Annotated in this window: 24 protein-coding genes and 1 other annotated feature; all 24 genes read left to right on the top strand. The window is 39.5% G+C overall.

Annotated features, from left to right (window positions below; all coding sequences use genetic code 11):
* Positions 1-558: 558 nt before the first annotated feature.
* The 24 genes from spoIIGA to pyrE all read left to right on the top strand — a co-directional run bounded on the left by spoIIGA (position 559) and on the right by pyrE (position 24,386).
* Complete coding sequence (spoIIGA, locus tag M3183_RS13730; RefSeq protein ID WP_251470607.1) at positions 559-1,497, top strand: sigma-E processing peptidase SpoIIGA; 939 nt, start codon at positions 559-561, stop codon at positions 1,495-1,497.
* A gap of 45 nt (positions 1,498-1,542) precedes the next feature.
* Positions 1,543-2,262, top strand: coding sequence for an RNA polymerase sporulation sigma factor SigE (gene sigE, locus M3183_RS13725; protein WP_251470606.1), 720 nt, complete (start codon positions 1,543-1,545; stop codon positions 2,260-2,262).
* Between the two features lie 158 nt (positions 2,263-2,420).
* Positions 2,421-3,200: an RNA polymerase sporulation sigma factor SigG gene (sigG, locus tag M3183_RS13720; RefSeq protein WP_251470605.1), complete on the top strand. Its 780-nt coding sequence runs from the start codon at positions 2,421-2,423 to the stop codon at positions 3,198-3,200.
* 88 nt (positions 3,201-3,288) lie between these two features.
* Entirely contained in the window at positions 3,289-3,552 is a 264-nt protein-coding gene (locus M3183_RS13715; protein ID WP_251470604.1) for a YlmC/YmxH family sporulation protein, read from the top strand.
* Between the two features lie 55 nt (positions 3,553-3,607).
* Positions 3,608-4,438 (top strand): peptidoglycan editing factor PgeF, encoded by an 831-nt coding sequence (pgeF, locus tag M3183_RS13710; protein WP_251470603.1) that lies wholly within the window; start codon positions 3,608-3,610, stop codon positions 4,436-4,438.
* Positions 4,435-5,112, top strand: a complete 678-nt coding sequence (locus tag M3183_RS13705) for a YggS family pyridoxal phosphate-dependent enzyme (RefSeq protein ID WP_251470602.1) — start codon at positions 4,435-4,437, stop codon at positions 5,110-5,112. The genes pgeF and M3183_RS13705 overlap by 4 nt, the downstream gene beginning before the upstream one ends.
* A gap of 11 nt (positions 5,113-5,123) precedes the next feature.
* Positions 5,124-5,576: a cell division protein SepF gene (locus tag M3183_RS13700; protein ID WP_251470600.1), complete on the top strand. Its 453-nt coding sequence runs from the start codon at positions 5,124-5,126 to the stop codon at positions 5,574-5,576.
* 6 nt (positions 5,577-5,582) lie between these two features.
* Positions 5,583-5,849, top strand: a complete 267-nt coding sequence (locus M3183_RS13695) for a YggT family protein (RefSeq protein WP_251470598.1) — start codon at positions 5,583-5,585, stop codon at positions 5,847-5,849.
* Between the two features lie 25 nt (positions 5,850-5,874).
* A complete protein-coding gene (locus tag M3183_RS13690; RefSeq protein WP_251470597.1) occupies positions 5,875-6,648 on the top strand; it encodes a YlmH family RNA-binding protein in 774 nt (257 codons plus the stop codon).
* Positions 6,649-6,727: 79 nt separating this feature from the next.
* Positions 6,728-7,243 (top strand): DivIVA domain-containing protein, encoded by a 516-nt coding sequence (locus M3183_RS13685; RefSeq protein ID WP_251470596.1) that lies wholly within the window; start codon positions 6,728-6,730, stop codon positions 7,241-7,243.
* A 52-nt stretch (positions 7,244-7,295) separates the two neighbouring features.
* Positions 7,296-7,530, top strand: a binding site (T-box leader).
* A 72-nt stretch (positions 7,531-7,602) separates the two neighbouring features.
* Complete coding sequence (gene ileS, locus M3183_RS13680) at positions 7,603-10,374, top strand: isoleucine--tRNA ligase (RefSeq protein ID WP_251470595.1); 2,772 nt, start codon at positions 7,603-7,605, stop codon at positions 10,372-10,374.
* A gap of 141 nt (positions 10,375-10,515) precedes the next feature.
* Positions 10,516-10,809, top strand: coding sequence for a hypothetical protein (locus M3183_RS13675; RefSeq protein ID WP_251470594.1), 294 nt, complete (start codon positions 10,516-10,518; stop codon positions 10,807-10,809).
* A gap of 117 nt (positions 10,810-10,926) precedes the next feature.
* Positions 10,927-11,418 carry a signal peptidase II gene (lspA, locus tag M3183_RS13670; RefSeq protein WP_251470593.1) on the top strand — a complete coding sequence of 164 codons (492 nt, stop codon included), beginning with the start codon at positions 10,927-10,929 and terminating at the stop codon, positions 11,416-11,418.
* Positions 11,390-12,301, top strand: a complete 912-nt coding sequence (locus M3183_RS13665) for an RluA family pseudouridine synthase (RefSeq protein ID WP_251470592.1) — start codon at positions 11,390-11,392, stop codon at positions 12,299-12,301. Before lspA ends, M3183_RS13665 begins: the two co-directional genes overlap by 29 nt.
* Before the next feature lie 417 nt (positions 12,302-12,718).
* Positions 12,719-13,261, top strand: coding sequence for a bifunctional pyr operon transcriptional regulator/uracil phosphoribosyltransferase PyrR (pyrR, locus tag M3183_RS13660; protein WP_251470591.1), 543 nt, complete (start codon positions 12,719-12,721; stop codon positions 13,259-13,261).
* A gap of 161 nt (positions 13,262-13,422) precedes the next feature.
* Entirely contained in the window at positions 13,423-14,730 is a 1,308-nt protein-coding gene (locus M3183_RS13655) for a solute carrier family 23 protein (protein WP_251470590.1), read from the top strand.
* A gap of 162 nt (positions 14,731-14,892) precedes the next feature.
* Positions 14,893-15,831 (top strand): aspartate carbamoyltransferase catalytic subunit, encoded by a 939-nt coding sequence (locus tag M3183_RS13650; protein WP_251470613.1) that lies wholly within the window; start codon positions 14,893-14,895, stop codon positions 15,829-15,831.
* Positions 15,791-17,077 carry a dihydroorotase gene (locus tag M3183_RS13645; RefSeq protein ID WP_251470588.1) on the top strand — a complete coding sequence of 429 codons (1,287 nt, stop codon included), beginning with the start codon at positions 15,791-15,793 and terminating at the stop codon, positions 17,075-17,077. The genes M3183_RS13650 and M3183_RS13645 overlap by 41 nt, the downstream gene beginning before the upstream one ends.
* On the top strand, positions 17,074-18,165 hold the full coding sequence (locus M3183_RS13640) for a carbamoyl phosphate synthase small subunit (protein ID WP_251470587.1): 1,092 nt from the start codon (positions 17,074-17,076) through the stop codon (positions 18,163-18,165). The genes M3183_RS13645 and M3183_RS13640 overlap by 4 nt, the downstream gene beginning before the upstream one ends.
* Positions 18,158-21,364: a carbamoyl-phosphate synthase large subunit gene (gene carB / locus M3183_RS13635; RefSeq protein WP_251470585.1), complete on the top strand. Its 3,207-nt coding sequence runs from the start codon at positions 18,158-18,160 to the stop codon at positions 21,362-21,364. The genes M3183_RS13640 and carB overlap by 8 nt, the downstream gene beginning before the upstream one ends.
* The gene (locus M3183_RS13630; protein ID WP_251470584.1) at positions 21,361-22,131 is read left to right on the top strand and encodes a dihydroorotate dehydrogenase electron transfer subunit; all 771 of its coding nucleotides are present in this window, start codon (positions 21,361-21,363) and stop codon (positions 22,129-22,131) included. The genes carB and M3183_RS13630 overlap by 4 nt, the downstream gene beginning before the upstream one ends.
* Positions 22,128-23,069 (top strand): dihydroorotate dehydrogenase, encoded by a 942-nt coding sequence (locus M3183_RS13625; RefSeq protein WP_251470583.1) that lies wholly within the window; start codon positions 22,128-22,130, stop codon positions 23,067-23,069. The genes M3183_RS13630 and M3183_RS13625 overlap by 4 nt, the downstream gene beginning before the upstream one ends.
* Positions 23,041-23,757 carry an orotidine-5'-phosphate decarboxylase gene (gene pyrF / locus M3183_RS13620; protein WP_251470582.1) on the top strand — a complete coding sequence of 239 codons (717 nt, stop codon included), beginning with the start codon at positions 23,041-23,043 and terminating at the stop codon, positions 23,755-23,757. Before M3183_RS13625 ends, pyrF begins: the two co-directional genes overlap by 29 nt.
* A complete protein-coding gene (gene pyrE, locus M3183_RS13615) occupies positions 23,754-24,386 on the top strand; it encodes an orotate phosphoribosyltransferase (protein WP_251470581.1) in 633 nt (210 codons plus the stop codon). Before pyrF ends, pyrE begins: the two co-directional genes overlap by 4 nt.
* Positions 24,387-24,490: the final 104 nt, after the last annotated feature.

The following is a 24,490-nucleotide window of genomic DNA, read 5'->3' as shown; positions in this document are numbered from 1 at the left end:
CGCTTATTTTTTACTTCCAAGGGGGCTATCCTGTAATCCAGCTTTTTCGCAGAGTCCGCTTATTCCTAAATTGAATAAACCACCGCTTTTCTTGGCATAACAACATAGTTTACGAAAACAGCCTTTTTGTAAAAAGATACCCTTTTCTTTTTGACAAAATCCGTTGGTAATAGTGGAAATTTTTGCTGTTTTAATTACAGAAAGTGACACACTTCAAGCTATGAAGTAAGTTATACTTTTCCATAAACAGATTAATAGAAAAGCTGAAGCACCTTGGTCAGCCCCGACAAGCACAAGACGAACCGGCTGAAAGGTTGGTTTTTAACCTTTTAGCCGGGATGGCTTGTGACCACGAGGGGCTAGGAGCTGAAGCTGGACAAAGAAAAGCTGAAGCACCTTGGTCAGCCCCGACAAGCACAAGACGAACCGGCTGAAAGGTTGGTTTTTAACCTTTTGGACGGGATGGCTTGTGACCATGAGGGGCTAGGAGCTGAAGCTGGACAAAGAAAAAGCTGAAGCGTAATTATCCTATTAGGAGGAAATAGAGGAGGAAGCTTGGTGATTGTTTATCTGGATGTAATCTGGATGCTGAATTTATTATTTGATACGCTTCTTCTTTATTTAACAGCCATTTTTCTTAAAAGAAAAGTCCGGTTTTGGAGATTGGGAGCCGGCGGATTTATTGGGTCATTAATTATCTTATTATCTTTTACACCCTTAAATGTCTATTCAAACCATCCCATTGCCAAATTGTTTTGCTCATTCATAATGGTGCTCATTACTTTTGGATATAAACGCTTGTCATTTTTTATAAAAGCCTTAATGACGCTTTATGTTTCAACATTTTTAATTGGCGGCGCATTAATAGGGGCCCATTATTTTTCACAATACGATACTGAGCTTACTAATCAGCTGCTATTGTCAAGTGTGAAAGGATTTGGTGATCCGATTAGCTGGCTGTTTGTATTGATTGGTTTTCCAGTTGCCTGGCATTTCTCAAAAAAGAATATTGAAAGTATGGAGATGACCAAAATTCAATATGAACAGATTGTCCAGGTACGTGTTGAAATAGAAAAAGAGACATATATATTTAATGGGCTCGTCGATAGCGGAAATCAGCTTTATGATCCATTATCAAGACTTCCGGTTATGTTTGTTTCCATTAAAAACTCTTTGGAATTGTTACCGGAGCCTATAAAAAAGATTGCTAGTGAGCCTGACACAGTTTTAATGGGCACTGAAGAATTACCTGGTGAATGGCAAGGAAGATTGAGGATTGTTCCTTATAGTGTGGTTGGACAAGAGAATCAGCTAATAGCTGCTATCAGGCCTGATAATATTATGATTGAGCATAATGGAGATGTGTATTTATGCACAAAAGGTCTTGTTTCATTTACCATGCAGCAGCTTTCAAAAGACGATACTTTTCAATGTATTGTCCATCCAAAAATGTTAACAGGTTCAAGGCAGCACGGGAAAGATGAGAAAGTGAGTTAATAATACTATACTCGGGAATTTCATAATTTAGAAGGGGGAGCTAACATGATTAAGTGGAAAATTCGCTTATCCTACTATTGGTATAAAATTTTAATAAAACTGGGACTTAAAACTGATGAAGTCTTTTACATCGGTGGAAGCGAAGCGCTGCCGCCTCCTTTGAGCAAAGATGAAGAGGAAGTATTATTAAAGAAACTGCCAACTGGTGACAAGGCAGCCAGGTCGATACTAATTGAGAGGAATTTGCGGTTAGTAGTGTACATTGCCCGGAAATTTGAAAATACCGGGATTAATATTGAAGATCTGATTAGTATAGGGACAATAGGTTTAATAAAAGCGGTTAATACATTTAATCCAGAAAAGAAAATTAAGCTTGCTACATATGCATCCAGGTGTATAGAAAATGAAATTCTTATGTATTTACGAAGAAATAATAAAATCCGGTCAGAGGTTTCTTTCGATGAGCCATTAAACATTGACTGGGATGGAAATGAGCTATTATTATCTGACGTTTTGGGAACAGATGATGATATTATTACAAAGGACCTTGAAGCAAATGTAGATCGGAAGCTGTTATCGAAAGCTTTGCACCAGCTTTCAGATCGCGAGAAGCAAATTATGGAGCTGCGCTTCGGTTTGGCGAATGGAGAAGAAAAGACACAAAAAGATGTAGCTGATATGCTGGGAATATCACAATCCTATATATCCAGATTAGAAAAAAGGATTATAAAAAGACTAAGAAAAGAATTTAATAAAATGGTGTAAAAAAGAAAAATTTTTCCACTTTACAATCCTTATTATTTCGTGATTTCATCGTATTTTTCGACAAATATGCACCTGTCCGTGATCAAGGACAGGTGCATATTTTTCCTTTCCAAGGAGATACTGTTTTTTGTACAGCAGCTCCTGAGGAGGGAACAGAATTGACTCGAAATAAAGTTGAAATTTGCGGTGTAGACACATCAAAACTTCCAGTATTAAAGAACGAAGAAATGAGAGTACTCTTCAAGCAAATGCAAGAAGGAGATTTAACTGCTCGCGAAAAGCTTGTCAACGGGAATTTACGCCTCGTATTAAGTGTGATTCAAAGGTTTAATAACCGAGGCGAATTTGTTGATGACCTATTTCAGGTTGGCTGTATTGGACTGATGAAATCAATCGATAATTTCGATTTAGGTCAAAACGTTAAGTTTTCCACTTATGCTGTTCCAATGATTATTGGAGAAATTCGGCGTTATTTGCGCGATAATAACCCGATTCGTGTTTCCCGAAGTTTGCGGGATATTGCTTATAAGGCCCTTCAAGTAAGGGAACGATTGATGAGTGAAACATCAAGGGAGCCAACAGCAGAGGAAATAGCAAAAGTATTAGAAGTCCCGCATGAAGAAATTGTCTTTGCATTAGATGCTATTCAAGATCCGGTTTCTTTGTTTGAGCCAATTTACAATGATGGCGGAGATCCGATTTATGTAATGGATCAGCTAAGTGATGAAAGAAATAAAGACATTCATTGGATCGAAGAAATTGCTTTAAAAGAAGGCATGAGACGCTTAAATGAACGGGAAAAATTGATTTTGCGGAAACGATTCTTCCAGGGAAAAACTCAAATGGAAGTTGCTGATGAGATTGGCATCTCACAGGCACAGGTTTCACGATTGGAAAAAGCAGCCATTAGACAAATGAATAAAAATATCCAAAGTTAAAGCTGCTCTTAGGTGCAGCTTTTTTCTATGATATATTCCCAAGTGCAATCATATATTTATTATAGTATCGTAATTGGGAGTGGTGAAATTGGTGAAGATTTCTGAGTTTCAGATAAAAGATGTTGTTAATGTGTCGGATGGCAGACGTCTGGGGAATATTGGCGATATAGAGATTAATTTAAATACAGGAAAAATTGAAGCCGTTGTTATTTCTGGAAATGGAAGAATGCTTGGGTTTTTTGGTAAAGAGGAAGAAATCGTAATCCCATGGAAAAATATCATCAAAATAGGTCAGGATGTTGTTTTAGTAAGATATAAAGGATTAGAAGAAGAAATATCTGACGAGGGATAGAATGCAGGATTTTTCTTTTCATGGTAAACTATAGAAAAACAAAAGAGGTAATAGTATGGAACCTTTTGTTAAGAAGAACCAATCATTGTTAACGATTGAAAGCTGGATGAAGGAGTTCCCAGGACTAGCTGCTGGTATCACAACAAAAAGCGGCGGGGTCAGCAAAGGGGAGTTTAAGACTTTAAATCTTGGATTTCATGTTGGAGATATAGTAAGTGACGTGTGTTCTAATAGAGAGAATGTTGCCAAACAGCTTAATTTTCCTTTGGATCATTGGGTAGGTGCAGAGCAAATTCATGAAACAGTTCTTAAGAAAGTGGGAGCAATTGATCGAGGTAAGGGGTCAGACTCCTATGAACAGGCATTTAAAGGAACGGATGGTTTTTATACAAATGAAGAGGGGATTTTACTAACACTTGCATTTGCAGATTGTGTACCACTCTTTTTTATTGCCCCTGAAAAAAGAATGATTGGGGCAGCACATGCTGGATGGAAAGGGACAGTGGCCCAAATTGCCAGGAAAATGGTCGATTCTTGGAAAAATGAAGGAATCGATCCTAAGGATATTCATGTTGTAATTGGACCATCGATATGCGAAAAATGTTATATTGTAGATAATCGTGTCGTTAAGTTAATCGAAAATATACTAGAAGATGTCGATAGAAAGCCATATAATTTAATTAGTGAGGGACAATTTTCATTAGACTTGCATGCATTAAACCAGCTGATTCTTATAAAAGCCGGTATCCCTGAAAAACAAATTGTAATGTCTCATCTATGTACGAGCTGTGACCAGGAATTATTTTTTTCCCATCGACGTGATAAAGGGAAAACAGGCAGAATGTTAAGTTTTATTGGTTGGAAGGAGATATCAAATTATTCATGAAAGTAGCATCAAAACTTGAACAAATTAGACATCGCATCAATCAGGCCTGTACAAAAGTAAATCGTGATCCTAATGAAATAAGATTAATTGCGGTTACAAAGTATGTAAGCATTGAAAGAGCAAAAGAAGCCCTGGAGGCAGGAATTGAGGATTTAGGTGAAAACCGTGATGAAGGCCTGTTAAACAAATGGGAGGTTCTTGGGGACAAGCCGCTATGGCATTATATTGGCTCTTTACAGACAAGAAAAGTTAAAAATATCATTGATAAAGTCGAATATATTCATTCTTTAGATCGTTTAACACTTGCCAAGGAAATAAATAAACGTGCTGACAGGAAAATAAAATGTCTTGTCCAGGTAAACGTTTCTGGAGAAGAATCAAAGCACGGATTACCTATTGAAGAAACGATTCAGTTTATCGAGTTACTCCGCCCATTTGAAAATATTAGTGTTGAAGGATTAATGACTATGGCACCTTTAACCGATAATGAACAAGTGCTGAGAGATTGTTTTCGCAAACTTAGAGAACTTGCTGGTCAAGTACAGGCACTTCAACTTGATTATGCCCCGTGCACGGAACTTTCGATGGGAATGTCAAATGATTATGCCATAGCCATTGAAGAGGGTGCAACAATGGTCAGGATTGGTACGGCACTAGTGGGTGAAGATAATTAGGGGAGAAAATCATGACGATAAAATCAAAATTAAAAACATTTTTCTTTTTAGATGACGAATATAACGGCCATGAAGATGCTGAGGAAAAAGCTGAAACTATAAAGACACAAAAACAACCTGTAAAAGCCCAGAATGTCGTAAGTTTACAAAGCGTCCAAAAAGCGCCCAGTGTAGTTCAAAAAGCATCAAAAGTGATTCTTGCGGAACCGGGCACCTATGCTGAAGCAACTGAAATAGCTGATCATTTAAAAAACCGCCGGGCTGTAGTAGTAAATCTGCAGCGTATTGATCATGAGCAGGGAAGACAGATTATTGACTTTTTAAGCGGTGTGGTCTATACACTTGGCGGGGACATGCAAAAGATTGGTTTGAGCATTTTTCTTTGTACACCGGATAATGTGGAGGTGTCAGGGAATATTTCGGACCTTTTTCCGGAACAAGAAATACATAAGGTGAGGTGGTAAACAAACATGTATTATGTGATTAGCATATTGCAGCAGCTTATTCAAATTTATTCATGGGCATTAATTATTTATATATTAATGTCATGGTTTCCGAATGCCAGGGAAACTTCTATTGGGAGATTTTTAGCAAGAATTTGTGAACCTTATCTAGAGCCATTTAGAAAAATAATTCCGGCAATCGGGATGATTGATATTTCTCCAATTGTGGCATTTTTAGTATTGAATTTTGCAAGTTATGGTTTGACTAGTGTTTATCACATGATTGGTTCATAAAATTTCTACTAGGTTGTGTTTTTAAATGAATATCTATCAACATTTCCGGCCCGAGGAGAGGGAGTTTATTGACCAAGTCATCGACTGGAAAGAATATGTGGATCAGCAGTATGCACCCAAGCTGACAGATTTCCTTGACCCGCGGGAACAGCATATTTTAACATCAATTATTGGTGATAATGGAGCAGTCAAATGCTCCCTTTTTGGCGGAATTGAAGATGGAGAAAGAAAGCGGGCATTTCTTTTTCCTGAATATTTAGTTCCAAATAAAGATGATTTTCAAATTTGTTTGTTTGAAATTCATTATCCTAAAAAGTTCGTAACCATTGAACACCGGCAGGTATTAGGGACCCTTATGTCTCTTGGCTTAAAACGTGGAAAATATGGAGATATTCTTATAAAAGAGGGACAGATTCAGTTTTTTGCTGCTAAAGAGGTTAGTGACTATATTCAAAGTCATGTAGAAGCTATTGGCCGCGCTGGTGTAAAACTAATTGAAAAAACGCCTGACCAAGCACTAATTCCAAAGAATCTATTAGAAGAATTGGATGTAACAGTATCTTCTTTACGTTTGGATACTGTTATTTCTAATGTTTTACATGTTTCAAGACAAAAATCATTGAATTATATACAACACGGGCTCGTTAAAGTAAATTGGACAGCCATTGAAAATCCCTCATTTAATTGCCGCGAAGGGGACTTAATCTCTGTCCGCAGTTATGGGAGGGTGAAAATTCTCCAAATCGAGGGAAGGACCAAAAAAGAAAAATGGCGGATTGTGGTTGGAAAGCAAAAATAATTCATTTTTTTGAAGGATTATTAAAAACCTTGTCGAATATTACCTATACATATTTAAAGAGATTGTTGGAGGTGGCATCATGCCGTTAACACCGTTGGATATTCATAATAAAGAATTTAATAAAGGCTTTAGAGGGTACGACGAGGATGAAGTGAACGAATTTTTGGATCAAGTGATCAAAGATTATGAACTTGTTCTTCGCGAAAAGAAAGAACTAGAAGAACGTCTAAATGACTTGAACGACCGTTTAGGCCATTTTATAAATATTGAGGAAACCTTAAACAAATCCATCGTCATTGCACAAGAGGCGGGGGAAGAGGTACGCCGGAATGCTCAAAAAGAAGCAAAGCTGATTATTAAAGAGGCAGAAAAAAATGCCGACCGTATTATTAATGAATCTCTTTCAAAGGCGAGAAAGATTGCACTAGAAATTGAAGAGTTGAAAAAACAGTCCAAAGTATTCCGTACACGCTTTAAAATGTTGATTGAAGCACAGCTTGATATGTTGAATACAGATGATTGGGATCATTTACTTGAATATGAAGTGGATGCAACAGAATTAAAACTACAAGAAGAAGAAGATTCGTTAGCTTGACGAATGGTGTCATTGTAGCATATAATTTCTTAACAGATTATTTTGAATAGAATGGTTGACGATGACAGGGACAGTACAATTTTTTCAAATGCTTTTTTAGCGAGCCAGGGTGTGGTGTAAGCCTGGCAAAGCAGAGGAATTGGAAGATCACCCTTGAGTTCCGGGCTGAACCCCAAAAACGGGATAGTAAGCTTTGGCGTATTATTCACGTTACGAATCTTAAGAGGATGGAACAATGTTCTATCTATCAGGGTGGTACCGCGGGAAAAAACCTTCTCGTCCCTTTTTTGGGATGAGAAGGTTTTTTTTAATACTTAAATATCTATTCTATTCAAATAGAAGCTAATGGAGGAAGAAAAATGGAATATAAAGAAACGTTGTTAATGCCGAAAACAGAGTTTCCAATGCGTGGCAATCTTCCAAAGCGGGAACCTGAAATGCAGGCTAAATGGGAAGAAATGAATATTTATCAAAAAGTTCAAGAGCGTACAAAAGGACGACCGATGTTTGTTCTCCATGATGGACCGCCATATGCAAATGGTGATATCCATATGGGTCACGCTTTAAATAAAATTTTGAAGGATATTATCGTTCGCCATAAATCAATGACTGGATATCATGCACCCTATGTACCTGGTTGGGATACACATGGGCTGCCAATTGAACAGGCATTAACCAATAAAGGTGTAAAGAGAAAAGAAATGTCTGTTGCTGAATTCCGTAAGCTTTGTGAAGAATATGCCTACCAGCAAATTGATAATCAGCGGACACAGTTTAAACGTTTGGGAGTAAGAGGAGATTGGGATAACCCATATATCACGCTTAAACCTGAATATGAGGCACAACAAATTAAGGTTTTTGGAGAAATGGCGAAGAAAGGCTATATTTATAAAGGTCTTAAGCCTGTATATTGGTCTCCTTCCAGTGAGTCTGCTCTTGCTGAAGCTGAAATTGAATACAAGGATAAACGCTCGCCATCCATTTATGTAGCGTTTAAGGTAAAAGACGGCAAGGGTGTCCTAGACGAGGATACAGAAATTGTAATCTGGACAACTACACCGTGGACCATTCCAGCGAACCTAGGTATTTCAGTCCATCCTGATCTTACTTATGTAACAGCTGCTGTTAACGGTCATAAATATTTAGTTGCAGAAAGTCTGCTTGAGTCAGTTACAAAAGAGATTGGCTGGGAAAATGTTGAAGTTTTACAAAAAGTAAAAGGTTCTGATTTAGAATATATTGTTGCCAGCCATCCATTGTATGGCCGGGATTCATTGGTGATGCTAGGGGAACATGTAACGACAGATGCAGGTACAGGCTGCGTTCATACAGCTCCTGGACACGGGGAAGACGACTTCATTGTAGGACAAAAATATGGATTAGATGTTTTAGCACCTGTTGATGAAAAAGGATGTATGACAAGTGAGGCACCTGGATTTGAGGGGTTATTCATTGAAGATGCCAATAAAGCTATTGGCCAAAAGCTCGAAGAAAAAGGCGCATTGTTAAAACTTTCATTTATCACCCACTCCTATCCACATGACTGGAGAACCAAAAAGCCGGTTATTTTCCGTGCAACAGCCCAATGGTTTGCTTCAATTAAAGATTTTCGTGAACAATTGCTTGAAGCAGTTAAAGAAACCAAGTGGGTTCCTGCTTGGGGAGAAACACGACTGTTTAATATGATTCGTGATCGTGGTGACTGGTGTATTTCAAGACAGCGTGTATGGGGTGTGCCAATCCCGGTATTCTATGCTGAAAATGGTGAAGAAATCATTACAGATGAAACCATTAATCATATTTCTGACCTTTTCCGCCAGTATGGATCAAATGTCTGGTTTGAGCGTGAAGCAAAAGAACTGCTTCCAGAAGGTTTTACTCATCCAGGAAGTCCAAACGGAGAATTTACGAAAGAAACAGATATCATGGATGTATGGTTTGACTCTGGGTCCTCACATCAAGCAGTTCTTTTAGAAAGGGAAGATTTAGTTCGTCCTGCAGATCTTTATCTTGAAGGGTCTGACCAATACCGCGGTTGGTTTAACTCATCGTTATCCACTGCAGTTGCTGTAACAGGCAAGGCACCGTACAAAGGTGTATTAAGCCATGGCTTTGCATTAGATGGTGAAGGAAGAAAAATGAGTAAATCATTAGGAAATGTCGTCGTTCCTGCAAAAGTAATGAATCAATTAGGTGCAGATATTCTGAGATTATGGGTTGCATCTGTTGATTACCAGGCAGATGTACGCGTATCTGATTCTATCTTAAAACAAGTTGCGGAGGTTTATCGTAAAATCCGTAATACGTTCCGATTCCTATTAGGGAACCTAGCTGAGTTTGATCCGGAAAAAGATAAATTGGCCTATAAGGACCTGCGTGAAGTAGACCAATTTATGCTTGTAAAATTAAATAAGCTGGTTAAATATGTACGAAATGCTTATGAAAATTATGATTACTCTGGCATCTATCATGCTGTTAATAATTTCTGTACACTTGATTTAAGTGCCTTCTACTTAGACTTTGCTAAGGATGTTTTATATATCGAAGCAAAAGATAATCATGAGCGTCGTGCAATTCAAACTGTACTATATGAATCATTAGTTTCGCTTACAAAACTTGTTTCACCGATTCTTTCCCATACAGCGGACGAAGTATGGAAATATATCCCTGGTGTTCAAGAGGAAAGTGTGCAATTAACTGATATGCCGGAATATCAAGAGCTTGAAGGTGCAAAGGCTTTAGAAGAAAAATGGTCAGAATTTATGAAACTTCGTGATGATGTATTAAAAGCCCTTGAAGAAGCGCGGAATGCTAAAGTGATTGGTAAATCATTAACAGCTAAAGTAACATTATATGTAAATGAAAAGACCAAGGCTCTTTTAGATTCTATTGACGAAAGCTTAACACAGCTATTTATTGTTTCTGGTTTTGAAGTTGCTGGATTTTATGAGGCGGCACCTGAAGATGCATTAAAGTTTGACTCTGCAGCAATCGTGGTAACCAAAGCTGAAGGTGAGACATGTGAACGCTGCTGGATTGTTACACCAGATGTCGGGAAAGACCCTGAACATCCTGCACTTTGCCCTCGCTGCGCACATGTTGTAAAAGAAAATTATTCTCATAATTCATAAATAATAGGCCCCTGTCATTTCAGGGGCTTTTAATTTTTTCCTTCTCCGTTAATTGTTGTTCATGATGTCAAATGTTTTGTAGTGTACGCATAAATGAAGCGGACAAAATAAAACAAATGATGAAACGGAGGTAATGACATAATGAATGCTTTGCAGGAAAAGATGTTTTTGGAACTCCGTCAAACGAAATTAGAACTTGAACAATCATTAAAGAAAAAGGATAAAAGCGACTGGTTAGCCGTAATTTTGAAAGCGGAATTAGAAGATGTAGACAATGCCCTTGCTAAAATTGAAAACGGAAAATATGGTCAATGTGAGATGTCCGGTGAACTTCTTCCGGAAGATTTATTACATATGATTCCTACCGTAAAAACACTCAAAGACTCCGAAAATGTAGAAACCTTTTATAAAAAACCTATCCTAACACCATTTTAATAATGTCCCATTGTTGTTTTGCGATTAAATATGCTAAAATTCTAAGAAGATATGCATAAGCTTCCGGCGATTTTTGCCGGGGACTGGAATGTCAGGTTAATGTGGGGGTATTTTTTAGTGTATTATTATTTAATCGCACTTTTTGTTATTTTTTTAGACCAGTTAACAAAATGGTTAATTGAACACAAAATGTATTTAGGGGAAAGCATCCCAGTTATTGACAATGTTTTATATATTACCTCTCATCGTAACCAAGGGGCTGCCTGGGGAATTCTTCAGGGACAAATGTGGCTTTTTTACGTTATTACCATTGTTGTCATTATTGGAATTGTGTATTACCTGCAAAAAGCGGCAAAAGGAAAATGGCTGTTAGGTGTTTCGCTCGCCTTAATGCTGGGCGGTGCAATTGGGAACTTTATTGATCGCGTCATTCGTAAAGAGGTTGTCGATTTTATTCATACCTTTATTTTCAGCTACAATTTTCCTGTATTTAATATTGCAGATTCAGCATTGTGCATTGGAGTTATATTACTGATGATTCAAATGCTTCTTGAAGAAAGAAGTTCTAAGGAGAAAGCCTATGGAAAAAATGGAACACATCGTTCTTAATGAACAACAGGGTGACCGCGTTGATAAGGTTATTTCTGGATTAGATCATGAATGGTCAAGGACACAGGTTCAGCAATGGATTAAAGATAGTCATGTTCTTGTGAATGGAAAACCCGTAAAGACCAATTATAAGTGTAATATAAATGATCAAATTGTCATTTCAATTCCAGAACCAGAGGAACTGGATGTTATTCCTGAAGAAATGGATCTGGATATATATTACGAGGATAAAGATGTTTTAGTTGTCAATAAACCAAGAGGAATGGTTGTCCATCCTGCACCAGGGCATATGACAGGGACTTTGGTGAACGGAATAATGGCACATTGTAAGGATTTGTCCGGTATTAATGGAGTATTAAGACCGGGAATTGTACATCGGATTGATAAAGATACAACAGGATTGTTAATGGTCGCAAAGAATGACAAGGCCCATGAGAGCCTTGTGAATCAGCTGGTTGAAAAAACGGTTACCAGAAAATATAAGGCGATTGTCCACGGTGTCATTCCGCACGATTTTGGTACAATTGATGCTCCGCTGGGCAGAGACAGCAAAGACAGACAAAGCATGGCTGTTGTGGACAAAGGGAAACATGCTGTTACACATTTTCATGTGCTCGAAAGGTTTAAAGACTTTACGTTTGTTGAATGTCAGTTAGAAACCGGAAGGACCCATCAAATTCGTGTTCATATGAAATACATTGGTTATCCGCTTGCAGGTGATCCTAAGTATGGTCCTAAGAAAACACTCCATATAGATGGACAGGCTCTGCATGCAGGTGTACTTGGATTTATCCATCCGAGAACAAATGAATATCTTGAATTTGAGGCTCCTCTTCCCGAGGATATGGAAAAACTTCTACATGACCTAAGAAAAAATCATTGACATTCTCATTATTTTAAAGTAAGATTGCCTTAGTTGAATAAGTCCTTTAAAATCAGTCCCGTGAGGCTGGGAAGGAAACGGTTAGTTGAGCATTTGCTCATATTTACAAAACCTGTATACCTCTCGCCGCCGACGGTGAGAGGTTTTTAAGTTTTGGCTCTGTTAAAGAGCGGGGGTGATTTTTTTATAACCCTGTTGATTGTAGTGGGAGGCACTGCGGGAGTACGTGCCAGGGGAGACCCAGCAGGCGTTAGCGCCGAGGAGGCTCCACGGAACGCCCGCAAACCGCTTGTGCCTCCTTCTAAAAGCTATCGCTTTTAGCCGTGCGATGCCTATGCTGACGAAGACTTCCTTGTGGAGCGAAAATCAACAGCCAAGTTTAACATAGCTTTAGTTTTTAAAAAGAAGGTGACATAATTGAGCCAGAAAGCACTTGTACTTGATGAACAGGCAATAGGAAGAGCATTGACACGTATTGCTCATCAAATTATCGAAAAAAATAAAGGAATTAGTGACTGTGTATTAATTGGGATTCGAACAAGAGGAATATATTTAGCTAAGCGTCTCGCTGCTAAGATTGAAGAAATAGAGGGAAATTCTATTCCTGTCGGGGAACTGGATATTACCCTTTATCGTGATGATTTATCAATAAAGACAGATAATCAAGAACCGCTGGTTAAGGGTTCGGACATTTCATTTGAAATAAACAACAAAAAAGTTATTCTGGTTGATGATGTTTTGTATACTGGAAGAACTGTAAGAGCTGGACTTGATGCGCTTATGGATATTGGACGTCCTTCAGTAATCCAGCTTGCTGTTCTAGTTGACCGCGGTCATCGGGAACTGCCAATTAGAGCTGATTATGTTGGGAAAAACATTCCAACATCCAACAACGAAAAAATTGTTGTTGAATTGAAGGAAGTCGATCAGGAAGATCAAGTTGCTATTTATGATAATTAAATAATACCCTTTTAAATGCAGTCCTGTGAGTCTGACAAAGGGGGATATGGCGGTTAAATCAGATTCTCCGTGCCCTCTTTGTACAGATTAAACAAAGAGGGTTTTTTATTGCAGCAATTGAAGAAAATAAGAAAAACATAATAAAATTAGGGGAGAAAAAAATGACTAATCAGCCTATCTTAGACGTACATGATAAACCTAAGTCATCCCAATGGATAACATTAAGTATTCAGCATTTATTCGCTATGTTCGGTTCAACAATTCTTGTTCCGTACCTGGTCGGTTTAGACCCAGCAATTGCCTTGATATCTAGTGGTCTGGGGACATTGGCCTTCCTGCTTATCACGAAATTTCAAGTTCCAGCATACCTAGGATCATCATTTGCCTATATTGTACCAATTAAACTTATGAATGATTCTTTTGGGCCTGGTACAGCAATGGTTGGTACCTTCCTGGTTGGCCTTGTTTATGGAATGATTGCACTAATTATTCGAAAAGCCGGGTACCGCTGGATCATGAATATACTTCCGCCGATTGTGGTTGGACCGGTTATTATTGTAATTGGTTTGTCTCTCTCCGGGACAGCGGTGAATATGGCTACTCAAAATGCGGCCGGAAAATATAGTATGCTTCATTTTTCTGTAGCACTGGTTACACTAGCTGTGACGATTATCTTCTCAGTCTTTGCGAAAAAATTATTGAGCACAATTCCAATTTTAGCCGGAATCATCATTGGTTATGTTTATGCTCTAATCGTTGGAGTTGTCGATTTTGAACCAGTACTCAAGGCTCATTGGTTTGAAATGCCGCACTTTATTATCCCGTTTGTAAGCTATAAGGTGCAATTTACTTGGGATATCTTTTGGCTTATCGTGCCGGTTGCGATAGTTACCATTTCTGAACACATCGGCCACCAGCTTATACTAAGCGATATTGTTGGACGTAACTATATTAAAGACCCTGGCCTGCACAGGTCCATACTTGGTGACGGAACAGGATCTATCATATCGGCGTTAATCGGTGGTCCGCCAAAAACAACATACGGTGAAAATATCGGAGTTTTAGTAATCACCCGTATTTACAGTGTATATGTACTGGCGGGAGCAGCCATCTTTGCCATTCTCTTTGGATTTATCGGGAAAATTACAGCACTCATTCATAGTATTCCAACACCGGTAATGGGAGGGGTATCCATTCTTTTATTTGGAATCATCGCTTCATCAGGTTTAAGAATGTTAGTTGATAATAAAATTGATTTTGATGATAAAAGAAACCTGGTGATTGCATCGGTTATTTTAGTACTCGGTGTAGGTGGAGCAGTATTAAAACTGCCGTTTAAGGATATTCAAATTCAAGGGATGGCTTTGGCCGCCATATTCGGGGTAGTGTTAAATCTCATTCTTCCTGGAAGACAGCAAGTCAGCGAAAATATGTTTGATTCTAATGATAAAGATAAGAAAACAGCATAGAGAAGCAGCCTTTTAAAAGAAGTCCAGTGAGGCTTATAAGGGTGTAAATCGGAATTAGCGGGTACAGACTGCATTCCGGATATTTTACATTAGTATTTACACCCTGATCAAAATTGGTCAGGGTGTTTTTTTGAAAACGGACAAATTGGGGGGACACATATGATAAAACATTTATTAACCACAAATGAATTAAAGGTTGAAGAGATTTATCAAATTTTGGCGGATGCAAAGAAATTTTCCGAGGGTGCGGCTTGGAAACCGGAGAGTCAGTTATTTGCTGCCAACCTTTTCTTTGAAGCAAGTACAAGGACGAAAAGCAGCTTTGACGTAGCGGAAAAAAGAATTGGTTTAGATGTGGTCCCGTTTGAGGCGTTAACCTCCAGTGTTCAAAAGGGGGAAACACTATATGACACCGTCAAAACGCTTGAAGCCATCGGCGTAAATATGGTTGTCATCCGTCATAGTCAAGACCGTTATTTTGATGAATTGGTTGGAAAAGTCAATATCCCAATTGTTAATGGCGGTGACGGTTGTGGACATCATCCAACACAATCCCTCTTAGACCTTATGACAATTTATCAGGAGTTTTCCCGATTTGCCGGTTTAAAAATTTCAATTATTGGGGATATTCGCCATAGCCGGGTGGCACGTTCAAATGCAGATGTCCTGACAAGATTAGGGGCCGAGGTTCGTTTTTCAGGTCCTAAAGAATGGTTTGACTCCAGTTTGAACCTATCAAAATATAAACCTATAGATGAAGCAATTGAGGAAGCAGATGTTGTGATGCTGCTCCGTGTCCAGCACGAGCGCCACGAGAATAAAGGCGGTTTTAGCGCAAATGAATATCACCAAAAATATGGACTTACAATTGAACGGGAAAAAAGGATGAAGGTAGATAGTATTATCATGCATCCTGCCCCTGTTAATAGAAATGTAGAGATTGCTGACAGTCTTGTGGAGTGCAGCCGTTCACGAATCTTCAAACAAATGCAAAACGGCGTGTTTGTCAGAATGGCCGTCATTAAAAGATCTATTGAAAGCTTACAAGGAGGAAATCAAAATGAAACTGATTATTCAAAACGCATCTTACAAAGCATCTAATGGGGAAAAGAAACAATCTGATATTTTAATTGAAAATGGAATCATTACAAAAATAGAGGAAAATATTGAAGCGGAAGCAGATCGAAAAATGGATGCATCAGGCTTGCTTGTATCCCCGGGTTTGATTGACTTACATATCCATTTGAGAGAACCTGGCGGCGAAAAGAAAGAAACGATTGAAACGGGGACCCTTGCTGCGGCAAGAGGTGGTTTTACTACTGTAGCTGCCATGCCAAATACTCGGCCGGTACCAGATTCCAAAGAACAGATGGATTGGCTTATGCAGCGAATTGAAGACACGGCTAAAGTCCGGGTCTTACCCTATGCATCCATTACGACCCGGCAGCTTGGAAAAGAATTAACGGACTTTCATGCATTAAAAGAATCGGGTGCCTTTGCCTTCACCGATGATGGCGTTGGTGTCCAGTCGGCTGATATGATGCTTCAGGCTATGCAGAAAGCAGCTGGAGAAAATATGGCCATTGTTGCCCATTGTGAAGAAAATACGCTTATTCATAAGGGCTGTGTCCATGAAGGCTCGTTTTCAAAGGAACACGGACTTAACGGAATCCCAGCTGTATGTGAGTCTGTGCAAATTGCAAGGGATGTATTGCTCGCTGAAGCTGCCGGATGTCACTATCATGTTTGCCACATCAGTACAAAAGAATCTGTTCGGGCTGTAAGAGATGCTAAACGGGCGGGAATACATGTAACTGCGGAGGTTACGCCGCATCATCTGCTGTTATCAGAGGATGATATCCCAGGTCTTGATGCCAATTTCAAAATGAATCCGCCTCTTCGTTCCAAAGCTGACCGCGAAGCCTTAATCGAAGGTCTTCTGGATGGAACTATTGATTTTATTGCTACAGATCATGCACCACATACAGCGGAAGAAAAAAGTGCAGGGATGGAACTCGCACCATTTGGAATTGTAGGTTTGGAAACAGCATTCCCGCTATTGTATACACATTTAGTGAAAAAAAATATCTTAACTCTTGAAGAATTGATAGACTTTTTAACAATAAAACCAGCAGAAAGCTTTGGACTTCCATATGGAAAAATTGAAGTCGGTGCACCTGCAGATTTGGTACTGATTGACTTGGAAGATGAACATACCATTAATCCAGAAGAATTCTTATCGAAAGGCAAAAATACACCATTTGCCGGATGGGAATGCAGCGGCTGGCCAATTATGACTATTGCGGGTGGAAAGATAGTTTGGGAAAAAGGATGTGTTACAGCATGAAAAGACAACTAATTTTAGAGGATGGAACGGTTTTTATTGGTGAAGGTTTTGGCAGCAGCATTGATACAATTGGTGAAGTAGTTTTTAATACAGGAATGACAGGGTACCAGGAAATTCTTTCAGACCCATCTTATTGCGGACAGATTGTAACCCTTACTTACCCGTTGATTGGAAACTATGGAATTAATAGAGATGATTTTGAAACAATTAATCCCGCAGTAAAAGGATTTATTGTGAAAGAAGCGGCAGATTTCCCATCAAACTGGAGAAGTGAGTTTACCATCGGAGAATTCTTTGAAATGAAGAAAATCCCTGGTATTGCAGGCATTGACACTCGTAAACTAATAAGAATTATCCGGCAATATGGAACTCTAAAAGGCGCAATTTGCAGTATGGAACATGATGCCGCTGAAGTGATTGAGAAATTACGTCAGACAACCCTTCCGACTGACCAAGTAAGACAGGTATCAACGAAAAATCCTTATCCAAGTCCTGGGCGTGGAAAGAGAGTAGTCCTTGTTGATTTTGGCATGAAGCATGGAATATTGAGGGAATTAAACGAACGAGGCTGTGATGTTGTCGTAGTTCCATACTATACAACAGCAGAAGAAATTCTTCAATTAAGTCCTGATGGTATAATGCTGTCCAATGGGCCTGGGGACCCGAAAGATGTACCAGAAGCGGTAGATATGCTGAGAGGGGTCTTAGGGAAAGTGCCGCTTTTTGGAATTTGCCTTGGACACCAGCTATTTGCTCTGGCGTGCGGTGCTGAAACAGTGAAAATGAAGTTTGGCCATCGCGGTTCAAATCATCCTGTGAAAGATTTAGCAACTGGCAAGGTGGCCATTACGGCCCAAAACCACGGTTATACTGTAGAGAGAGAATCGATTAAAGGAACAAGATTAGCTGTAACACATATTGCTTTGAACGATGAAACAATAGAGGGGTTAAAGCATTTGGATTATCCAGCCTTCACTGTCCAGTATCATCCAGAGGCATCTCCAGGACCTGAAGATGCAAACAGCTTATTTGATCAGTTCCTTCAGATGATGGTAGAAAATAAACAGGGGGTAGCAGCACATGACTAAACGTACAGATATTAACTCCATTCTTGTAATTGGATCTGGACCAATCGTCATTGGCCAGGCAGCAGAATTTGATTATGCCGGAACACAAGCCTGTATAGCTCTTAGAGAAGAAGGCTACAGGGTCATCCTTGTAAACTCTAATCCGGCAACAATTATGACGGATACAGAAATTGCGGATGCAGTATATATTGAGCCGTTAACTCTTGATTTTGTCAGCCGTATTATTCGAAAAGAACGTCCTGATGCCATTTTAGGAACACTTGGAGGGCAAACAGGTCTTAATTTAACGGTTGAATTAGCCAATTCTGGTGTACTTGAGGAATGTAATGTTGAAATCCTGGGCACAAAATTAACTGCCATTGAACAGGCGGAAGACCGCGAACTGTTCCGCAGCTTAATGAATGAATTACAAGAGCCTGTACCAGATAGTGCTATTATCCATAATTTAGAGGAAGCAATAGCGTTTGTGGATGCTATCGGCTACCCTGTGATTGTTCGTCCGGCTTATACCTTGGGTGGTACTGGCGGCGGTATTTGCGGCAATTACAAGGAATTGGAAGAAATTGTGTTGAGCGGTTTGAAAAACAGTCCTGTCAATCAGTGTTTACTTGAAAAAAGTATCGCAGGGTTTAAGGAAATTGAGTATGAAGTCATGCGGGATTCAAACGATAATGCTATTGTCGTTTGTAACATGGAAAATATTGATCCGGTCGGCGTTCATACAGGAGACTCGATTGTAGTCGCCCCAAGCCAAACCTTAAGTGACAGGGAATATCAATTATTAAGAAATGTATCGTTAAAAATCATCCGCGCTCTTGGAATAGAAGGCGGTTGTAATGTTCAGCTGGCATTAGACCCATACAGCTTTAATTATTATATTATTGAAGTAAATCCTCGGGTAAGCCGTTCATCTGCCCTTGCATCAAAAGCTACGGGCTATCCCATTGCCAAACTGGCGGCAAAAATTGCGGTTGGACTGACTCTTGATGAGATGTTAAATCCTGTTACGGGAAAAACATATGCAAGCTTTGAGCCTGCCCTTGACTATGTTGTAACGAAAATTCCAAGATGGCCATTTGATAAATTTGAATCAGGGAACCGTTCCCTCGGCACTCAAATGAAAGCAACAGGTGAAGTGATGGCAATTGGCCGGACATTTGAAGAATCACTGTTAAAAGCGATTCGTTCCCTTGAGGCAGGAGTTTATCACTTTGAATTAAATGATGCCGGTGAAATAAATAAGGAATTGCTTGAAAAGCGGATCAAAAAAGCAGGGGACGAACGCCTCTTTTACATTGCAGAAGCATTAAAGCGCGGGACTTCAATTGAAACCATCCATCAATGGAGTAAAATCGATCTCTTCTTCCTAAACAAAATGCAGGGAATCATTGAGGTTGAATCAAAACTGGCTGAAAATCACTTCGATTCCGAAATCCTTAAAGAGGCCAAACAGAAAGGATTCACTGATAAAAAAATTGCACAGCTTTGGGGAAGTTCTGAAACAGATATTATACGAATTCGCAAACAAGCAGGCATTGTTCCTGTATATAAAATGGTGGATACCTGTGCAGCTGAATTTGAATCTGAAACACCTTATTACTATGGTACCTATGAGGAAGAAAATGAATCCGTTGTAACGGACAAAACAAGTGTTATTGTACTGGGGTCAGGTCCAATCCGAATCGGTCAAGGGATTGAATTTGATTATGCAACTGTTCATTCTGTTAAAGCTATTAAAGAAGCAGGCTATGAAGCCATCATTATCAATAACAACCCAGAAACTGTATCAACTGACTTCAGTATTTCTGATAAGCTATATTTCGAACCACTGACAATTGAAGATGTAATGAATATCATCGATTTGGAACAACCGATGGGGGTTGTTGTTCAATTTGGCGGTCAGACAGCCATCAATTTGGCTGCAAAGCTTACAGAAAATGGAGTGAAAATATTAGGAACCAGCCTTGAAGATCTAGATCGTGCTGAGAATAGAGATAAATTTGAACAGGCGCTAGAACAATTAAATATCCCGCAGCCGTTAGGCAGAACGGCATTATCAGTTGATGAAGCACTTATCATAGCAAAAGAAATCGGTTATCCTGTACTGGTTCGCCCATCCTATGTCCTAGGCGGCCGAGCAATGGAAATTGTCTATCATGAGGAAGAACTTCTTCATTATATGGAAAATGCGGTGAAAATTAATCCAGAACATCCTGTTTTGATTGACCGTTACTTAACAGGGAAAGAAATAGAAGTTGATGCCATTTGTGATGGTCAAGATGTATTAATTCCGGGAATAATGGAACATATCGAGCGCGCGGGGGTCCATTCCGGTGATTCAATCGCTGTCTATCCGCCGCAGACACTATCTGATTCCGTTAAGCAAACATTGGCAGAGTATACGGAAAAACTAGCAAGAGGATTAAATATTATCGGTCTGTTAAACATTCAATATGTATTATCAGAAGATCAAGTTTATGTTTTAGAAGTGAATCCCCGCTCAAGCAGAACTGTTCCATTCTTGAGCAAAATTACAAATATACCAATGGCAAAAATAGCCACGAAAGCTATTCTTGGCACTTCTATTGTTGAACAAGGATACACTCCAGGGCTGGCTGCCGAAAAAGAGGGGGTTTATGTAAAAGTACCGGTCTTCTCGTTTGCAAAACTGAAAAGTGTAGATATATCCTTAGGACCAGAAATGAAATCTACCGGTGAAGTTATGGGGAAAGATATCACACTTGAGAAGGCACTTTATAAAGGGCTGGTAGCATCAGGAATAAAAATTCAAAAATTTGGTACAGTCTTATTTACAATTGCCGATAAGGATAAACAAGAAGCCCTGAAACTTGCGGAAAGATTCGCGGCAATCGGATACCGTATAATGGCAACAAAAGGAACAGCGTCCATACTGGAATCAGCTGGTCTCCAAGTAAAAGTCGTTGAAAAGATTGGATCTGAAGGAAAGACATTATTAGATGTTATTCATCACGGAGAAGCACAGTTCATTATCAACACTTTAACCAAAGGAAAGCAGCCTGAAAGAGATGGCTTTAGAATCCGCCGTGAAGCAGTTGAAAATGGAGTCCCATGTTTAACTTCATTGGATACAGCTGATGCAATCCTTAAAGTAATAGAATCAATGAATTTCTCAACTGAAGCCATGAAGGCAGAGAAAAAGGTGGCTGTATTGGCATGATAAAAAAAGAGTTAAGTAAAATCATCAGCCAAAAGGAAATTGCTGCTGATGTATATGAACTCATAATGGAAGCTGATTTAGTCAGTGAAATAAATGCACCCGGACAATTTGTTCATATACGGGTCTCCAATGGATTTGACCCGCTTTTAAGAAGACCAATTAGTATTTGCTCTTTCGATAAAAAGGCGAAACAATTTACGATGATTTACCGCAAGGATGGACGGGGCACTTCCTTAATGTCAGACATGGAACCGGGGATGTATCTTGACGTCCTCGGTCCATTAGGGAACGGTTTTCCTGTTGATGAGGTCAATGCAGGTGAAACAGCATTGCTTGTAGGCGGAGGCATCGGTGTCCCCCCGCTTTATGAGCTTTCTAATCAATTGATTGAAAAAGGGGTAAATGTCATTCATATCCTTGGTTTTCAAACAAAGTCAGCTGTTTTCTACGAAAAGGAATTTACAGAAAATGGAATGACTTTCATTACAACGGATGACGGATCTTATGGAAGAAAAGGCTTTGTAACGGATGTTATTAAAGAGTTAAGCTTTGATTGTTTGTATACATGTGGACCCACTCCGATGTTAAGGGCCATTGAAAAAGGAAATCCAGATAAAAAGCTCTTTTTATCTTTGGAAGAGAGGATGGGCTGCGGGATTGGTGCATGTTATGCCTGTGTATGCCATAGTAGTGATGCATCAGGATCTTCTTATAAAAAGGTCTGCAGCGACGGCCCAGTATTCCGTGCTGGGGAGGTAATCATATGAACCGTTTAAATATAGAGTTACCTGGTTTAAATCTGAAAAATCCAATTATGCCGGCTTCAGGCTGTTTTGGATTCGGCCGGGAGTATAGTCAATTTTATGATTTAAGTAAGCTTGGTGCCATTATGATTAAAGCTGCTACAGTGGAACCAAGATTCGGCAATCCTACGCCAAGAGTTGCCGAAACATCAGCTGGGATGTTAAATGCCATCGGTTTGCAAAATCCCGGTCTTGAAAAAGTAGTATCCGAAGAACTTCCTTGGCTGGCCCAATATGATGTGCCGATTATTGCTAACATCGCTGGTTCAGTGGAAGATGATTATATTGCAGTGGCAAAGGAGATTTCCAAGGCAGCGAATGTTCGAGCTTTGGAATTAAATATATCTTGTCCTAATGTTAAGAAAGGCGGCATCACTTTTGGCACCGTTCCGGAAGTGGCAAAGCAATTAACGAAAAAGGTAAAGGAAGTTTCCGAAGTTCCTGTTTATGTAAAGCTTTCCCCAAATGTAACCAATATTGTTGAAATGGCAAAGGCAGTGGAAGCTGGCGGCGCTGACGGGATTACGATGATAAATACCCTTATTGGCATGAGGCTGAACCTAAAGACAGGGAAGCCGATTTTAGCTAATCTTACTGGCGGACTTTCTGGACCAGCTGTAAAACCAGTCGCCATCCGGATGATTTATGAAGTAAGCCAGGCAGTATCACTACCTATTATTGGAATGGGCGGGGTTCAATCTGCGGAAGATGTCATCGAGTTTTTCTACGCAGGGGCAAGTGCTGTTGCGGTTGGAACAGCCAATTTCGTAGATCCATTTGTATGCCCGAATATTATTAATGAACTCCCCTCAGCTTTAGAGCAATTAGGATTTGAACACATCAGTGAATGTACCGGAAGGAGCTGGAAGAAAGATGGACAACCCGCTTATCATCGCGCTTGATTTTGCAAATGGCAGTGAAACAGCAAAGTTTTTAAAACCATTTGAAGGACAAAAGCTTTTTGTTAAAATTGGTATGGAGTTGTTTTATCAAGAAGGTCCTTCTATCGTGCATCAAATAAAAGAATCGGGTCATCAAATTTTTCTTGATTTGAAATTGCATGATATTCCGAATACTGTTAAGAGTGCTATGAAAGGACTTGCCCGGCTTCAGTGTGACCTTGTGAATGTTCATGCTTCAGGCGGTAAAGACATGATGCAGGCAGCATTGGAAGGTTTAGATGCGGGAACGAGTGCAGGCAGTGAGCGGCCGCGCTGTATTGCAGTTACCCAATTAACGAGTACATCACAGGAGCAGATGAATAATGAACAACTTATACCTGTTTCTTTGAATGAATCAGTTTTACACTATGCGGGACTCACGCAGGAAGCAGGATTAGACGGTGTGGTATGTTCTGCGTGGGAGGCAGGGATGATTCGTGAAAAGTTGGGACAATCCTTTTTAACAGTCTGTCCTGGAATTCGTATGCAGGATGATCAAACTCAAGATCAAAAACGGGTGGCAACACCGGAATTTGCAAGAGAGACAGGAGTTAGTGCAATTGTTGTCGGACGTTCCATCACGAGAGCTGATGATCCGTTAAAAAGTTATCAGAAATGGATAGAAGTATGGAAGGGTGTTAATGAATGAAAGAGGCTATAGCTAGACAATTATTAGAAATACAGGCAGTTGCACTAAAACCGAATGAACCATTTACCTGGACTTCAGGACTTCGTTCACCGATTTATTGTGATAACCGTTTAACACTTTCTTACCCCAAGGTAAGAAAAGAGATTGCCAAAGGATTGCAGAAATTGATTTTGGAACATTTTCCTGAGGCAGAAATGATTGCAGGAACAGCTACGGCTGGGATTCCACATGCTGCATGGGTAAGTGAGCTTATGGACAAGCCTATGTGTTATGTACGTTCAAAGGCAAAAGGCCATGGAAAAGGCAATCAAATTGAAGGTAAAGTTCAACCAGGTCAAAAAGTGGTAGTAGTGGAAGATTTAATTTCTACAGGCGGCAGTGTCATTACTGCTGTGGAAGCCCTTAGAGAAGCAGGCTGCAATGTCCTGGGGGCAGTTTCCATCTTTACATATGGACTCGAAAAGGGAAAGGAAGCTTTTGTAAAAGAAAAAATTGAAAGCCGCTCACTGACAGACTTTCCGACTTTGGTCAAGGTGGCCATTGAAATTGGGTATATTAGTGATAATGATCAGGAAAACCTTTTGTCGTGGAGCAAAGGTCCCGAACAGTGGAGCAAACAATATGAATAAGAAATAGCCCTGGTATTTCCGGGGCTGACAGACTGTAGACAAACTCGAAGAATTTCTAGTTTGCCCACAGTCTTTTTACTTTTAAAAAGAAATAGTTTCTACAC

It is taken from the genome of Neobacillus mesonae (assembly GCF_023715155.1).
GTDB lineage: Bacteria > Bacillota > Bacilli > Bacillales > Cytobacillaceae > Neobacillus > Neobacillus mesonae_A.
The sequence above is the reverse complement of the archived record's forward strand: the minus strand, read 5'-3'. Positions and strand labels throughout refer to the sequence as shown.

Bases quoted from the DNA above. Each gene is read 5' to 3' on its own strand.
- sigE (WP_251470606.1), top strand. From the start codon at position 1,543: ATGATTAAGTGGAAAATTCGCTTATCCTACTATTGGTATAAAATTTTA.
- pgeF (WP_251470603.1), top strand. From the start codon at position 3,608: ATGGAACCTTTTGTTAAGAAGAACCAATCATTGTTAACGATTGAAAGC.
- M3183_RS13705 (WP_251470602.1), top strand. From the start codon at position 4,435: ATGAAAGTAGCATCAAAACTTGAACAAATTAGACATCGCATCAATCAG.
- M3183_RS13700 (WP_251470600.1), top strand. From the start codon at position 5,124: ATGACGATAAAATCAAAATTAAAAACATTTTTCTTTTTAGATGACGAA.
- M3183_RS13695 (WP_251470598.1), top strand. From the start codon at position 5,583: ATGTATTATGTGATTAGCATATTGCAGCAGCTTATTCAAATTTATTCA.
- M3183_RS13690 (WP_251470597.1), top strand. From the start codon at position 5,875: ATGAATATCTATCAACATTTCCGGCCCGAGGAGAGGGAGTTTATTGAC.
- M3183_RS13685 (WP_251470596.1), top strand. From the start codon at position 6,728: ATGCCGTTAACACCGTTGGATATTCATAATAAAGAATTTAATAAAGGC.
- ileS (WP_251470595.1), top strand. From the start codon at position 7,603: ATGGAATATAAAGAAACGTTGTTAATGCCGAAAACAGAGTTTCCAATG.
- M3183_RS13675 (WP_251470594.1), top strand. From the start codon at position 10,516: ATGAATGCTTTGCAGGAAAAGATGTTTTTGGAACTCCGTCAAACGAAA.
- M3183_RS13665 (WP_251470592.1), top strand. From the start codon at position 11,390: ATGGAAAAAATGGAACACATCGTTCTTAATGAACAACAGGGTGACCGC.
- M3183_RS13655 (WP_251470590.1), top strand. From the start codon at position 13,423: ATGACTAATCAGCCTATCTTAGACGTACATGATAAACCTAAGTCATCC.
- M3183_RS13645 (WP_251470588.1), top strand. From the start codon at position 15,791: ATGAAACTGATTATTCAAAACGCATCTTACAAAGCATCTAATGGGGAA.
- M3183_RS13640 (WP_251470587.1), top strand. From the start codon at position 17,074: ATGAAAAGACAACTAATTTTAGAGGATGGAACGGTTTTTATTGGTGAA.
- carB (WP_251470585.1), top strand. From the start codon at position 18,158: ATGACTAAACGTACAGATATTAACTCCATTCTTGTAATTGGATCTGGA.
- M3183_RS13630 (WP_251470584.1), top strand. From the start codon at position 21,361: ATGATAAAAAAAGAGTTAAGTAAAATCATCAGCCAAAAGGAAATTGCT.
- M3183_RS13625 (WP_251470583.1), top strand. From the start codon at position 22,128: ATGAACCGTTTAAATATAGAGTTACCTGGTTTAAATCTGAAAAATCCA.
- pyrF (WP_251470582.1), top strand. From the start codon at position 23,041: ATGGACAACCCGCTTATCATCGCGCTTGATTTTGCAAATGGCAGTGAA.
- pyrE (WP_251470581.1), top strand. From the start codon at position 23,754: ATGAAAGAGGCTATAGCTAGACAATTATTAGAAATACAGGCAGTTGCA.